Raw genomic sequence first — 13584 nt, 5'->3', positions numbered from 1 at the left:
CCCCCGTGTCCAAGCCCCTGCCCACCACCGTGCGCACGCACCTCACCGCCCTGCGGATGCTGCTGGTGATGACGGTGATCCTCGGTATCGCCTACCCGCTGCTGGTCACCGGCATCGCCCAGGCCGCCTTCCCCGACAAGGCCGACGGCTCGATCGTCAGGGTCGACGGCAAGGAGGTCGGCTCCGGCCTGCTGGCACAGAGCTACGACCTGCCCAAGCAGAACCCGGACGACCCGGACGAGGTCGCGCTGCCGGACCCGAGGTGGTTCCAGCCCCGGCCCTCCGCCGGCGGCCACGACCCGAAGAGCTCCGGCGCCTCCAACCTGGGCCCCACCAGCGAGGACCTCACCGCGACGGTCGAGGAGCGACGCAAGGCCGTCGCCGCGTTCGACGGCGTCGACCCGGCGAGCGTCCCGGTGGACGCCGTCACCGCCTCCGGATCCGGCCTCGACCCGCACATCTCGGTCGCCTACGCCGAGCAGCAGGTCGACCGGGTGGCCAAGGCCCGTGGCAACGTCTCGCCCGAGCAGCTGAACAAGCTGGTCGAGAAGTACACCGAGGGCCGCTCGCTGGGCTTCCTCGGGCAGCCTGGCGTGAACGTGGTCCGACTCAACGCCGCGCTGGCGCAGCAGAAGTGAGCGCGGAGGGCGTGCGGACGCAACGCGCGCCGGCCGACCGGCCGGACCTGTGAGACTGGCCGACCCGGGCCGGGGCACTGCCCCGCGCCCGGGTCGGCCGCCGTCCGCCCCGGCCCCGGAACCGCTCCGTTCCGGCCCCCGGAACCGCCCCGGCCCGGGGACCGCCCCCGGCCACCGTCGCCCCTCGCCCTCGCCCTCGCCCCTCGCCCCTGACCTCACCTCCGCCCCCGCCCCAGAAGCCGCCTCGTGCGCAGAAGACGAAAGAGCAGCGCCCATGGTCCGCGACCTCGCTCCCGGCACCGGCCACCGCCGAGGCCGGCTGAGGGTCTACCTCGGCTCCGCCCCCGGTGTCGGCAAGACCTACCGGATGCTGGACGAGGCGCGGCGCAGACAGGACCGCGGCGCGGACGTGGTGGTCGGCTACATCGAGTGCCACGGCCGCCGGCACACCGAGTCCATGCTCGCCGGTCTGGAGGTCCTCCCGCGGGTCCACCGCTCCTACCGGGAAGGCGACTTCGAGGAGATGGACCTCGACGGCGTGCTCGCCCGCGGGCCCGCCGTCGTCCTGGTCGACGAGCTGGCCCACACCAACGTCCCCGGCGGCCGGCACACCAAGCGCTGGCAGGACGTCGAGGAGCTGCTGGACGCCGGGATCGACGTCATCACCACCGTCAACGTCCAGCACCTGGAGTCGTTGAACGACGTCGTCCAGAAGATCACCGGCATCCCGCAGCGCGAGACCGTCCCGGACGAGGTGGTCCGCCGGGCCGACCAGATCGAGCTCGTCGACATGGCCCCGCAGGCACTGCGCCGGCGGATGGCCCACGGCAACGTCTACAAGGCGGAGAAGGTGGACGCCGCGCTCTCCCACTACTTCCGGGTCGGGAACCTCACCGCCCTGCGCGAACTCGCCCTGCTCTGGGTGGCCGGGCGGGTCGACGAGGGCCTGCGCGACTACCGGGCCAGCCACGACATCGACCGCGTCTGGGAGGCCCGCGAGCGCGTCGTGGTCGCCCTCACCGGCGGCCCCGAGGGCGAGACGCTGGTCCGCCGCGCCGCCCGGATCGCCGACCGCACCGCCGGCGGCGACCTGCTCGCCGTCCACGTCACCCGCAGCGACGGCCTGGCGGGGGCCTCGTCGGGGGAACTCGCGCAACAGCGGCAGCTGGTCGAGAACCTCGGCGGCAGCTACCACGTGGTGGTGGGCGACGACATCCCCACCGCGCTGCTCGCCTTCGCCCGGGCCCACGACGCCACCCAGCTCGTCCTCGGCACCAGCCGGCGCGGCCGGACCACCCGCTTCCTGACCGGCCCGGGAATCGGCGAGACCACCGTGGACGCCTCCGAGGACATCGACGTCCACATGGTCACCCACGAGTTCACCGGCCGCGGCCGGCTGCCGTCGCTCGGCCGCCGCCACTCCAGGCGCCGCACCGTCACCGGCTTCCTCGCCGGGCTGGTGGTGCCCTGGCTGATCACCGCCGGACTCTCGCAGTCCCACGACACCGTCAACCTCACCACCGACGCGCTGATCTTCCAGCTCGGCGTGGTCGTGGTCGCCCTGCTCGGCGGGGCGACCTCCGCACTGGTGGCCTCGGTGGTCGCCTCGCTGCTGCTCAACTACTTCTTCATCCCGCCCGTCCACGCCTTCACCATCGGCGAGACCAACAACATCATCGCCCTCACCGTCTTCGCCGCCGTCGCGCTGACCGTCTCCACGGTGGTCGACCACGCCGGCCGGCTCACCGCCCGGGCCGCCCGGGCCACCGCCGAGGCCGAGACGCTCTCCACCCTCGCCGGCAGCGTGCTGCGCGGAGCCGACGCCCTGCCCGCCCTGCTGGAGAAGTCCCGCACCGCCTTCGGCATGCACGCCGTCGCCCTGCTGGAGCGCACCGGCGGCGAGGTGCTGGCCGCCTGCGACGGCGGCGGCGAGCCCGAACCCGGACAGCCGGCCGAGGCCACCGAGGTCCCGGTCGGCGCCGACGCCGTCCTCGTCCTCACCGGACGCCGGCTGCCCGCCGCCGACCAGCGCGTCCTCACCGCCTTCGCCGCGCACGTCGCCGCCGCGCTGGAACGCGACCGGCTCGCGGTGGTCGCCGCCGAGGTCGAACCCATCAAGGCCGCCGACCGGATGCGCACCGCCCTGCTCGCCGCGGTCAGCCACGACCTGCGCACCCCGCTGGCCGCCGCGCTCGCCTCGGTCGGCTCGCTGCGCAGCCCGGACGTCGAGTTCTCGCCCGAGGACCGGGCCGAACTGCTGGCCACCGCCGACGAATCCCTGGTCAAGCTCACCCGGCTGGTCGACAACCTGCTCGACATGAGCCGCCTCCAGGCCGGCGCGCTCACCCTGCACCTCGCCGAGACCCACGTCGACGAGATCCTGCCGCGCGCCCTCGACTCGCTGCCCGACCCGTACGCGCCCGTCCAGCCGCTGGACCTGGAGAACGTGCCGCCGGTCCTGGCCGACCCGCCGCTGCTGGAACGCGTCCTCGCCAACGTGATCGCCAACGCGCTGCGCCACAACGCGCCCGGCGCGCCGGTCCTGGTGGCCGCCAGCCACCACCGGGGCCGGGTCGAGGTCCGGGTGATCGACCGCGGCCCCGGCATCGCCCCCGAGGATCGCGACCGGGTCTTCCTGCCGTTCCAGCGCCTCGGCGACACCGACAACACCACCGGCGTCGGCCTGGGCCTCGCGCTCTCCCGCGGCCTCGCCGAGGCCATGGGCGGCAGCCTGGAGGTCGAGGACACCCCCGGCGGCGGCACCACCATGCTGCTCACCCTGCCCGCCGCGGGGCCGTACGGGCCCGGCGGGGGCCGTCCGGACGAGACCGGGCCCGGCACGGGGGAGCGGCACCCGGGAGGGGTCCCCGCATGAGCGAGATCCTGGTCGTCGACGACGAGCCCGCCCTGCTGCGGACCCTGCGGATCAACCTGAGCGCCCGGCAGTACGCCGTGCGGACCGCCGCCACCGGCGGTGAGGCGCTGGACCGCGCCGCGCACACCGCCCCGGACGCCGTCCTGCTCGACCTCGGCCTGCCCGACCTGGACGGCATGGAGGTCATCCGGGGCCTGCGCAGCCGCAGCGCGGTGCCGATCATCGTGCTGTCCGGCCGCTCGGGCGGCGTCGACAAGGTGAACGCGCTGGACGCCGGCGCCGACGACTACCTCACCAAGCCGTTCCTGATGGAGGAGCTGCTGGCCCGGTTGCGGGTGGTGCTGCGCCGCCCGCGGGCCGGCCCGCCCGGGCCCGTGCCGGTGCTGGTCGGCGACCACACGGTGGACCTCGCCGCCACCACCGTCACCGGTCCGGACGGTCCGGTCCGGCTCACCCCGACCGAGTGGCGGATCCTGGCCCTGCTGCTGGCCAGCCCGGGCCGGCTGGTGCCGGGCCGGCGCATCCTGCGCGAGGTCTGGGGGCCGGACCGGGAGCTGCGCGGCAACTACCTGCGGGTCTACCTGGCGGGGCTGCGCCGCAAGCTGGAACGCGATCCGGCGCGCCCGCGCCACCTGATCACCGAACCCGGGATCGGTTACCGGTACGAGCCCTGAGGCCCGCGCTGTGCGCGGGCGGCGTCAACGAGCCGTCAGGAGCGGACCTCCGGGCGTCAGGAGGGCGTCAGGAGGGGGCGGCGGGGGCGGTTCGCGGGCGTAGCGTCAGCGATGAGGAAGCGGCCCCGCTCCATGTGGGGGATGCCTGGGGCCGCTTCGCCGCCTCGGCGGCCAGTGTGGGGGAAGGGGCGCGCGGTCGACACTGCGCGCCCCTGCCGCCTGTTCGGCGCAGGGCGACCGCCCCTGCCCGGGCGCCCGCGCAGCGGCCGGTCACCCCCCGCCGCCGCCCGCGCAGCGGCCGGTCACCCCCCGCCCGCGCTGCCCGACTGCCGGGGCAGCGCCAGCGCCACCGTGTCGGCGAACTCCCGCACCGCGCTGGTCCGGCTGACCACGCGTCCGCTGTGCACCACCAGCCGGCTGTGCCCGCCGGCCAGCGCCCCCGCCAGGCTGTCGCCGCGGACCGCCAGCAGCTCGGCCGGGAAGCCGGCGTCCACCCGCACCGGAGGCAGCCCGAGCGCCGCCCGCGCCTGGTTGGACACGGTGTCGTACGCCGCGTCGGGGCTCAGCACCCCGCCCGCCGCCAGCAGGTACGCGGCCTCCAGCGGATCGGCCCGACCGACCGGGTTGGCGCCGTCCCGCAGCGAGCCGCTGCCCGCCACCAGTGGCACCCGCGCCTCCACCAGCTCGCGCACTACCGAGTGCCGCAGCCCGACCGCCGGGCCCTCCAGACCGGAGCAGCCGCCGTTCTGCGGCAGGCAGACCACCCGGACCCCGCTGCTGGCCAGCACCGCCGAGGCGCCCGGCGCCAGCGACCCGCACGGCCCCAGCACCACCCGCGGCCGCAGCGGTCCGAGCGCCCCGGCCAGCCGGGCCAGCTGCCCCGGGTCGGCGGCCGTGGTGTGCAGGTCCACCGGGCAGTCCGCCTCCCGGGCGGCCTCCAGCAGTACCTGGACGAAGCCCGCCGGGTCCGGGTCCAGTTCGGGGCAGCCGCCGGCCGCGGTGGCCCCCAGCTTGAGCGCGTCCCGCAGCTGGGCCCGGCCGTCCGCACCGGCCCGGCCGGTGAGCAGCCGGGGCATGGCGACGGCCTGCAGATCGGCGAGGCCGCGCAGCGCCTGGCGGGCGGTGAGCACCGCCTCCAGCCGGCGCAGCCCGTGCACGTCGCCGATCCGGACGTGGGTGCGCTGGGCGGTGGCGCCGTAGCCGAGCGAGGTGAGCGCGGCCTCGGTGACCCGCCGGGTGAGGTCGGAGGGCGTCTCCGGCGGAGGGGCGGGCAGCGCGGCGGAGAAGGCGACGTCGTAGTGGGCGTGCACCTCGGCGGGGGCCGGCAGCAGCAGGTAGCCGCGGAGGTCGATCCGGGCGCCGGTGGTGACGGTGGGGGCGCCGGGCAGGGCCGGCAGCGGGCCGAGACCGCCGGAGGTGCCGACGGCCTGGATCCGGTCGCCGCTGATCCGGACGTCCACCACCCGGCCGTCGGCCAGCCGTGCGTCGGTGAGGAGCAGGACGGGGCCGTGCCCGAGCGGGTTGGCCGCCGGGCCGGGTCCGGGCTGCGGCCCGTCGGCGGCTGCGCTGTCCATCGCCCGGCTCCCTCTTCGTGCCGGCCCGGCCCGCTGTCCACGGCCCCGTCCCGGTTCCGATCAATGAGCGACGAGCCTACGGCGGGCAGGGGCGGGGCGCAGGGAGGCGGGCAATAGTCGTATCGGGTCGGGCCGCGGCCCGACCGGGCCGGTCGAACGCGCTGCCTTCGATCGCTCGCCAGTGCAGGCCGTCCACCTGCGGACTTCGCCGCGGGATACGGATTTCACCTCTGGGCGCGGAACGTGTAATCTCTTCCTCGTTCGCCCCTATAGCTCAGTCGGTAGAGCGTCTCCATGGTAAGGAGAAGGTCTGCGGTTCGATTCCGCATGGGGGCTCTGGTGAGAGAGGACCGGCTTCGGCCGTGTTCAGGATCACCGTGGCGGTGTAGCTCAGTTGGTAGAGCAAGCGGCTCATAATCGCTGTGTCACCGGTTCAAGTCCGGTCACCGCTACTCCGCGTAGTCGGTCGGGAGATCGCACTCCCGGTCGGCTACTCTTGTCTTTGTTCTCATTCATTGTTGTACAAGGAAGGCACTCCCGTGGCTGCCACCGATGTCCGCCCGAAGATCACGCTGGCCTGCGTGGAGTGCAAGGAGCGGAACTACATCACCAAGAAGAACCGGCGTAACGACCCGGACCGTCTTGAGATGAAGAAGCACTGCCCCCGCTGCAACTCGCACACCGCGCACCGCGAGACCCGTTGACCCTGTTGCAGGGCACCGGGCCTGTGTGAACCAGGTCTACGACTCCGGGCCGCAATCCTCATTGGGTTGCGGTCCGGAGTTTTTTTGTCATCCAACGCGCTTCCGAGGAGTTGCCCGTGGCACTCGACCCCTCCTTCATCGGGCGGACGTACCCGCCCACCGAGCCGTACGAGGTCGGCCGGGAGAAGATCCGCGAGTTCGCCGCCGCCGTGGGCGACGCCAACCCGGCGTACACCGACCAGGAGGCGGCCAAGGCGTTCGGTCACCCGGACGTGATCGCCCCGCCGACCTTCCCGTTCATGCTCACCTTCCGGGCCGCCGCCCAGGTGGTCCAGGACCCCGAGCTGGGCCTGGACTACAGCCGGGTCGTGCACGGGGACCAGAAGTTCGTCTACACCCGCCCGGTCCGGGCCGGTGACCGGCTGACCGTCGAGGTCACCATCGACAACATCAAGTCACTGGCGGGCAACGACGTCCTCACCGTGCGTGGCGAGGTGTCGGACGAGACCGGCGAGCACGTGGTGACGTCGGTCATGACGTTGGTGGCCCGGGCCGCCGACGAGAAGACGGGGGAGTGAGCCCGATGGCGATCAGCTACGACGAGGTCGAGGCCGGCACCGAGCTGCCCGCGCAGTCCTTCCCGGTGACCCGCGCCACACTGGTGCAGTACGCCGGAGCCTCGGGCGACTTCAACCCGATCCACTGGAACGAGAAGTTCGCCCTGGAGGTCGGCCTGCCCGACGTCATCGCGCACGGCATGTTCACCATGGCCGAGGCGATCCGGGTGGTCACCGACTGGGTCGGCGACCCGGCCGCGGTGGTCGAGTACGGCGTCCGCTTCACCCGTCCGGTGCCGGTGCCCGACGACGGGGTCGGCTCCGTGATCGAGGTCACCGGCAAGGTGGCCAAGCTGCTGGACGACCGCAGGGTCCAGGTCGACCTGGTGGCGACCTACGGCGGCCAGAAGGTGCTGGGCATGTCCCGGGCCGTCGTCCGGCTGGCCTGATCCTCCGGCCGGCCCGACGCTCCGGCCCGAACGGGCGGGGTGCGTACGGGGGCCCCGTACGCTGGGGGGCGTGCTGGAAGAACTCGACGCCCCCCTCGCCCCGCTGACCACCCTCCGGCTCGGCGGCCCGGCCCGCCGCCTGGTGACCGCGCACACCGACGACGAGGTGGTCTCGGCCGTCCGCGCGGCCGACGCGGCGGGCGAGCCGCTGCTGGTCCTCGGCGGCGGCTCCAACCTGGTGATCGGCGACGCCGGCTTCGCCGGCACGGTGCTGCGGATCGCCACCACCGGCTTCGCGCTGGACGGCACCGCACTGGAGCTGGCCGCCGGTGAGGTCTGGGCCGACGCGGTGGCCCGGACGGTCGACCACGGGCTGGCCGGCGTCGAGTTCCTGGCCGGCATCCCCGGCTCGGCCGGGGCCACCCCGGTGCAGAACGTCGGGGCCTACGGCCAGGAGGTGGCCCAGACGATCACCGAGGTGGTCGCGTACGACCGCCGGTCCGGCGAGGTGCTCGCCCTCACCGGCGCCGAGTGCGGCTTCTCCTACCGGCACAGCCGCTTCAAGGCCGAGCCCGACCGCTACGTGGTGCTGCGGGTCCGCTTCGCGCTGGAGGACGCCGGCGGGCGGTCCACCCCCGTCCGCTACGCCGAGGTCGCCAAGCACTTCGGGGTGGCCCAGGACGAGCGGGTCGGACTGCGCGAGGCGTACGAGGCGGTGCTGGGCCTGCGCTCCGGCAAGGGCATGGTGCTGGACCCGGCGGACCACGACACCTGGTCGGCGGGCTCCTTCTTCACCAACCCGGTGCTGGACCCCGAGCAGTACGCCGTGTTCCTGGCACTGGCCGCCGAGCGCGAGCTGACCGCCCCCGCCTACCCGGCGCCGGGCGGCCGCACCAAGACCTCGGCGGCCTGGCTGATCGACAGGGCCGGGTTCGGCAAGGGCTACGGCAGCGGCCCGGCGACCCTCTCCACCAAGCACACCCTGGCGCTCACCAACCGGGGGGCCGCCACCACCGAGGACCTGCTGGTGCTGGCCCGGGAGATCCGGGACGGCGTGCGCGCCGCCTTCGGGGTGGAGCTGGTGAACGAGCCGGTGATGGTCGGCGTCACCCTCTGAGGCCCCTCCCCGGGCGATCGCGGGGTGAATCCCGGAGAGGCTCCGGGGCGACTCCCGGGGAGCTCCAGGACGACTCCCCGGGCTGACTCAGCCCGCCAGCCAGGCGTCGACGTCCGCGAGCAGTTCCTTCCGCACGCTCTCCGGCGCGCACGAACCGCGCACCGACTGGCGCGCCAGTTCGGCCAGTTCGGCGTCGGAGAAGCCCAGGACGTCGCGGGCCAGGCCGTACTGGTCGGCCAGCCGGCTGCCGAACAGCAGCGGGTCGTCGGCGCCGAGCGCCAGCGGCACCCCGGCGTCGAACAGCCGTCGCAGCGGGACGTCCTCGGGCCGCTCGTAGACGCCGAGCGAGACGTTGGAGGACGGGCAGACCTCGCAGGTGACCTGGCGGTCCGCCAGCCGCTGCATCAGCCGGTCGTCCTCGGCGGCCCGGACCCCGTGGCCGATCCGGCCGGCGCCCAGGTCGTCCAGGCAGTCGCGGACCGACTCCGGTCCGGCGAGTTCGCCGCCGTGCGGGGCCGCGAGCAGCCCGCCCTTGCGGGCGATGTCGAAGGCCCGGTCGAAGTCGCGGGCCAGGCCGCGCCGCTCGTCGTTGGAGAGGCCGAAGCCGACCACGCCCCGGTCGGCGTACCGGACGGCGAGCCGGGCCAGGGTCCGGGCGTCCATCGGGGACTTCATCCGGTTGGCCGCGACCAGGACCCGGATACCGACCCCGGTGGCCGCGGCGGCCTGCTCGACGGCGTCCAGGATCAGCTCCAGGGCGGGGATCAGCCCGCCGAGCCGGGGCGCGTACGAGGTCGGGTCGACCTGGATCTCCAGCCAGCGCGAGCCGTCCCGCCGCTCGTCCTCGGCGGTCTCCCGGACCAGGCGGCGGATGTCGTCCTCGTCACGGAGCACCGAGCGGGCGGTGTCGTAGAGGCGCTGGAAGCGGAACCAGCCGCGTTCGTCGGTGGCCCGCAGGCTCGGCGGCTGGTCGGAGCTGAGCGCCTCCGGCAGCCGGACGCCGTGCCTGTCGGCCAGTTCCAGCAGGGTGGCCGGGCGCATCGAGCCGGTGAAGTGCAGGTGCAGGTGGGCCTTGGGCAGGTCCCTGACGTCTCGCGGGTTCAGCAGGCGTTCCATTCACGAATCCTGCCGTACGGAGGGCCCGGACGGGAACCGCCCCCTTCACATCCCCCGAAGGGGTGAAAAGGGGGCGGGCCGGGAGCCGGTGCCGTCAGTCGCGGGCCTCGGCGAGCAGCTTCTGGATCCGGCCGACGCCCTCGGCCAGGTCGGCGTCGCCCAGCGCGTAGGAGAGGCGCAGGTAGCCCGGGGTGCCGAAGGCCTCGCCGGGGACGACCGCGACCTCGGCCTCGTCGAGGATCAGGGTGGCCAGCTCGCCGGAGGTCTGCGGGCGCTTGCCGCGGATCTCCTTGCCCAGCAGGCCCTTGACGGACGGGTAGACGTAGAAGGCGCCCTCGGGCTCGGGGCAGACCACGCCGTCGATCTCGTTGAGCAGCCGCACGATGGTCCGGCGGCGGCGGTCGAAGGCGGTGCGCATCTCGTGCACGGCCGAGAGGTCGCCGGAGACGGCGGCGAGCGCGGCCCGCTGGGCGACGTTGGAGACGTTCGAGGTGGCGTGCGACTGCAGGTTGGTCGCGGCCTTGACGACGTCCTTGGGGCCGATCACCCAGCCCACCCGCCAGCCGGTCATGGCGTAGGTCTTGGCGACACCGTTGACCACGACGGTCTTGTCGGCGAGCTCCGGCAGCAGGGCCGGCAGCGAGGTGAACTCCGCGTCGCCGTAGACCAGGTGCTCGTAGATCTCGTCGGTGAGCACCCAGAGGCCGTGCTCCAGCGCCCAGCGGCCGATCGCCTCGGCCTCGGCCCGGGTGTACACCGCGCCGGTCGGGTTGGACGGGGAGACGAAGAGCACCACCTTGGTGTTCTCGGTGCGCGCGGCCTCCAGCTGCTCGACCGAGACCTTGTAGCCGGTGGTCTCGTCGGTCACGACCTCCACCGGCACGCCGCCGGCCAGCTGGATCGACTCCGGGTAGGTGGTCCAGTACGGGGCCGGGACGATGACCTCGTCGCCCGGGTCGAGGATCGCCGCGAACGCCTCGTAGATCGCCTGCTTGCCGCCGTTGGTGACCAGCACCTGGGAGGCGTCCACCTGGTAGCCCGAGTCACGGAGCGTCTTGGCGGCGATCGCCTCCTTCAGCTCCGGCAGTCCGCCGGCCGGGGTGTAGCGGTGGTTCTTCGGGTCACGGCAGGCCTCGACGGCCGTCTCGACGATGTAGTCCGGGGTCGGGAAGTCCGGCTCGCCGGCGCCGAAGCCGATGACCGGCCGGCCGGCCGCCTTCAGGGCCTTGGCCTTGGCGTCGACGGCGAGCGTGGCGGACTCGGCGATCGCGCCGATCCGGGCGGAGACGCGCCGGTCGGCGGGGCGGACGGAACTGTCGGGCTGCGGGGTGGAAGCGCTCATGCCTGCATGGTCGCAGACGGCACACGGCCCGGGCATGGCGGTTTCACGATATGTACGGGGCCGTCCACATGGCGGCCCGGAAAGAAGAGGTTCGACCAAACACCCCCCGACCACGTACACTCACTGCTCGACGGACACCGAGCCGACCGGAACGCTCGCCACCTGTACCTGGGGCGGCGGGAGATACGGTAGGTTGGTGGTCGCTACTGGAGCCGAAAAGCTCCGTAGGGCAATAGCTCAATTGGTAGAGCACCGGTCTCCAAAACCGGCGGTTGGGGGTTCAAGTCCCTCTTGCCCTGCTGCTTGATCCGTACTCAGCCCGTTCGCTCCAAAGAGCGAGCGGGCTTGATGCGGAGAGGGCACCGAACAGCACCGCTTTAGCCGGCCGCTCGTGCCCTACCCGGGTACGCAGGTGATGCTCGGCAGGACCCGGATTCAGGTGAGGACGAGTGACGGAGACCACGGGCTCCACCGCAACGCCTGAGAGCGGCAACCCCGAGGGGGCCGACGGCGCTGCCGAGACCACGCCTGCGGAGGGCGAGTCCCGCCGCAAGCGCTCTGGCGAGAAGAAGTCGGGCAAGCGCGGCAAGAAGGGCCCCTTCGCCCGGCTCGCGCTGTTCTACCGGCAGATCATCGCCGAGCTGCGCAAGGTCGTCTGGCCGACCCGCAGCCAGCTGGTGAACTACACCACGGTCGTGGTCGTGTTCGTCGTGATCGTGATGGCGTTCGTCTCCGGTCTCGACTACGGCTTCTCCAAGCTGGCCCTCTGGATCTTCGGCTGACGGAACCGCCACACCTTTGAAACAGCTTCCCGACCCGGGCCGGTCCTCGGCCCGGGTCGAGCTGTCTGCGTCGGAGGTACGGGGCCGCTACCGTTGACTCGGTACTGTTGAAGTCTCCGAGGCGAACTTCCGGCGCCCGCGAGAGCGGACCGGCACCGGGAACGCCACGGAGCGCGCCACCTTCACCATCTCCAGGAAAGAAGCAGCCACCGTGTCTGACTCCCCCCTGTACGACGCCGACGAGACCGTCCGCGAGGCGGATGTCGCCGCCGAGCTGGACGCGGCCGAGCTGGCTGACGACGTCGAGGCCGCCGAGCAGATCGTGGACGCCGCGGACAGCGACGAGGACGAGGCCGAGGCGCACGACGAGGTCGAGGCCGGTGAGCCGGCCGAGGAGGCCGCGCTGCACGAGGAGTCCGACGAGGAGCTCGCCGAGGAGACCGAGGCCGCAGCCGAGGCCGGGACCGAGGACGAGACCGAGGCCGAGGCCGAGGAGGCCGTCGAGGTCGACCCGGTCGCCAAGTTCCGCGAGGACCTGCGGTTCATGCCGGGCGAGTGGTACGTGATCCACACCTACGCCGGCTACGAGAACCGGGTGAAGCAGAACCTGGAGCAGCGCGCCGTCTCGCTCAACGTCGAGGAGTACATCTTCCAGGCCGAGGTGCCGCAGGAGGAGGTCGTCCAGATCAAGAACGGCGACCGCAAGACCATCCGCCAGAACAAGCTCCCCGGCTACGTCCTGGTGCGCATGGACCTCACCCCGGAGTCCTGGGGCGTCGTGCGCAACACCCCCGGCGTCACCGGCTTCGTCGGCAACGCCTACGACCCGTACCCGCTGACGCTGGACGAGGTCGTCAAGATGCTCGCCCCGGACGTCGAGCGCCAGGCGGCCAAGGAGGCCGGCAAGCCCTCCCCGGTCAAGCCCAGCGAGATCCAGGTCCTCGACTTCGAGGTCGGCGACTCGGTCACCGTCACCGACGGTCCGTTCGCCACCCTGCAGGCGACCATCAACGAGATCAACCCCGACTCGAAGAAGGTCAAGGGTCTGGTGGAGATCTTCGGCCGGGAGACCCCGGTCGAGCTCTCCTTCGACCAGATCCAGAAGAACTAGTCCCAACCGTCCGCGGATTCGGGGCAGGGCCGACGGCCCTGCCCCGAATCCGTTTTGGTCCAGCGACGCCGAGGCGTTAGCCTGGTCCGATGTGTGTGCTGGCGACTGGGTGTCGCCCCGGTTCCGCACACACCAGCAATCACCTCTCGGAAGGACCCGGAGAGACATGCCTCCCAAGAAGAAGAAGGTCACGGGGCTTATCAAGCTCCAGATCAACGCCGGTGCGGCCAACCCGGCGCCGCCGGTCGGCCCCGCGCTGGGCCAGCACGGCGTCAACATCATGGAGTTCTGCAAGGCCTACAACGCTGCGACCGAGTCGCAGCGCGGCATGATCGTGCCGGTGGAGATCACGGTCTACGACGACCGTTCCTTCACCTTCATCACGAAGACGCCGCCGGCCGCGCGCCTCATCCTGAAGGCTGCGGGTGTCGACAAGGGCTCTGCCGAGCCGCACAAGACCAAGGTCGCCAAGCTCACGGCCGCCCAGGTCCGCGAGATCGCCACGGTCAAGCTCCCCGACCTGAACGCCAACGACCTGGACGCCGCGTCGAAGATCATCGCCGGCACCGCCCGGTCGATGGGCATCACGGTCGAGGGCTGATCACCCTTCTCGTCCATGTGGTAGGGCCTGCGCGGCCCGCACAT

The 13584-nt window shown here is 72.8% G+C and carries 13 protein-coding genes and 3 tRNA genes; 13 read left to right on the top strand and 3 right to left on the bottom strand.

Features of this window, described 5'->3' with window-relative positions; genetic code table 11:
- Positions 1 to 5 precede the first annotated feature (5 nt).
- The 3 genes from kdpC (at position 6) to ABZY91_RS04000 (ending at position 4187) form a co-directional block, all read left to right on the top strand.
- The gene (gene kdpC, locus ABZY91_RS04010; protein WP_355399542.1) at positions 6 to 638 is read left to right on the top strand and encodes a K(+)-transporting ATPase subunit C; all 633 of its coding nucleotides are present in this window, start codon (positions 6 to 8) and stop codon (positions 636 to 638) included.
- Positions 639 to 912: 274 nt separating this feature from the next.
- Positions 913 to 3513, top strand: a complete 2601-nt coding sequence (locus ABZY91_RS04005; protein WP_355399540.1) for a sensor histidine kinase KdpD — start codon at positions 913 to 915, stop codon at positions 3511 to 3513.
- Positions 3510 to 4187, top strand: coding sequence for a response regulator (locus ABZY91_RS04000; RefSeq protein ID WP_355399538.1), 678 nt, complete (start codon positions 3510 to 3512; stop codon positions 4185 to 4187). The genes ABZY91_RS04005 and ABZY91_RS04000 overlap by 4 nt, the downstream gene beginning before the upstream one ends.
- A 302-nt stretch (positions 4188 to 4489) precedes the next feature.
- Here the strand turns inward: ABZY91_RS04000 and ABZY91_RS03995 are convergent, their stop codons facing one another.
- The gene (locus tag ABZY91_RS03995; protein ID WP_355399536.1) at positions 4490 to 5761 is read right to left on the bottom strand and encodes a hydrolase; all 1272 of its coding nucleotides are present in this window, start codon (positions 5759 to 5761) and stop codon (positions 4490 to 4492) included.
- 263 nt (positions 5762 to 6024) lie between these two features.
- Here ABZY91_RS03995 and ABZY91_RS03990 point away from each other — a divergent pair.
- The 6 genes from ABZY91_RS03990 (at position 6025) to ABZY91_RS03965 (ending at position 8588) form a co-directional block, all read left to right on the top strand.
- Positions 6025 to 6097, top strand: a tRNA-Thr gene (locus ABZY91_RS03990).
- 43 nt (positions 6098 to 6140) lie between these two features.
- Positions 6141 to 6213 (top strand) — tRNA-Met (locus ABZY91_RS03985).
- A gap of 87 nt (positions 6214 to 6300) precedes the next feature.
- Entirely contained in the window at positions 6301 to 6465 is a 165-nt protein-coding gene (gene rpmG, locus ABZY91_RS03980; protein ID WP_006604855.1) for a 50S ribosomal protein L33, read from the top strand.
- A 116-nt stretch (positions 6466 to 6581) separates the two neighbouring features.
- Entirely contained in the window at positions 6582 to 7043 is a 462-nt protein-coding gene (locus tag ABZY91_RS03975; protein WP_355399534.1) for a MaoC family dehydratase N-terminal domain-containing protein, read from the top strand.
- A 5-nt stretch (positions 7044 to 7048) separates the two neighbouring features.
- Positions 7049 to 7471, top strand: a complete 423-nt coding sequence (locus tag ABZY91_RS03970) for a MaoC family dehydratase (protein ID WP_355399532.1) — start codon at positions 7049 to 7051, stop codon at positions 7469 to 7471.
- A 73-nt stretch (positions 7472 to 7544) separates the two neighbouring features.
- Positions 7545 to 8588, top strand: coding sequence for a UDP-N-acetylmuramate dehydrogenase (locus ABZY91_RS03965; protein ID WP_355399598.1), 1044 nt, complete (start codon positions 7545 to 7547; stop codon positions 8586 to 8588).
- 87 nt (positions 8589 to 8675) lie between these two features.
- Here ABZY91_RS03965 and ABZY91_RS03960 read toward each other — a convergent pair whose 3' ends face one another.
- Complete coding sequence (locus tag ABZY91_RS03960; RefSeq protein ID WP_329885429.1) at positions 8676 to 9704, bottom strand: adenosine deaminase; 1029 nt, start codon at positions 9702 to 9704, stop codon at positions 8676 to 8678.
- 94 nt (positions 9705 to 9798) lie between these two features.
- Positions 9799 to 11046 (bottom strand): pyridoxal phosphate-dependent aminotransferase, encoded by a 1248-nt coding sequence (locus tag ABZY91_RS03955; RefSeq protein WP_329885428.1) that lies wholly within the window; start codon positions 11044 to 11046, stop codon positions 9799 to 9801.
- A gap of 226 nt (positions 11047 to 11272) precedes the next feature.
- Between ABZY91_RS03955 and ABZY91_RS03950 the strand changes: the two genes are divergently transcribed.
- From ABZY91_RS03950 to rplK, 4 genes are all read left to right on the top strand, one after another.
- Positions 11273 to 11345, top strand: a tRNA-Trp gene (locus ABZY91_RS03950).
- 150 nt (positions 11346 to 11495) lie between these two features.
- The gene (secE, locus tag ABZY91_RS03945; RefSeq protein ID WP_329885427.1) at positions 11496 to 11828 is read left to right on the top strand and encodes a preprotein translocase subunit SecE; all 333 of its coding nucleotides are present in this window, start codon (positions 11496 to 11498) and stop codon (positions 11826 to 11828) included.
- A gap of 274 nt (positions 11829 to 12102) precedes the next feature.
- Positions 12103 to 12939 carry a transcription termination/antitermination protein NusG gene (nusG, locus tag ABZY91_RS03940; RefSeq protein ID WP_355399596.1) on the top strand — a complete coding sequence of 279 codons (837 nt, stop codon included), beginning with the start codon at positions 12103 to 12105 and terminating at the stop codon, positions 12937 to 12939.
- Positions 12940 to 13105: 166 nt separating this feature from the next.
- A complete protein-coding gene (gene rplK, locus ABZY91_RS03935) occupies positions 13106 to 13540 on the top strand; it encodes a 50S ribosomal protein L11 (RefSeq protein ID WP_148644356.1) in 435 nt (144 codons plus the stop codon).
- The last annotated feature ends 44 nt before the right edge of the window (positions 13541 to 13584 follow it).

It is taken from the genome of Kitasatospora sp. NPDC002965 (assembly GCF_040611255.1).
Lineage (GTDB): Bacteria > Actinomycetota > Actinomycetes > Streptomycetales > Streptomycetaceae > Kitasatospora.
Note: the sequence above shows the minus strand (reverse complement) of the source record. Positions and strands in the feature narration are given on the sequence as shown.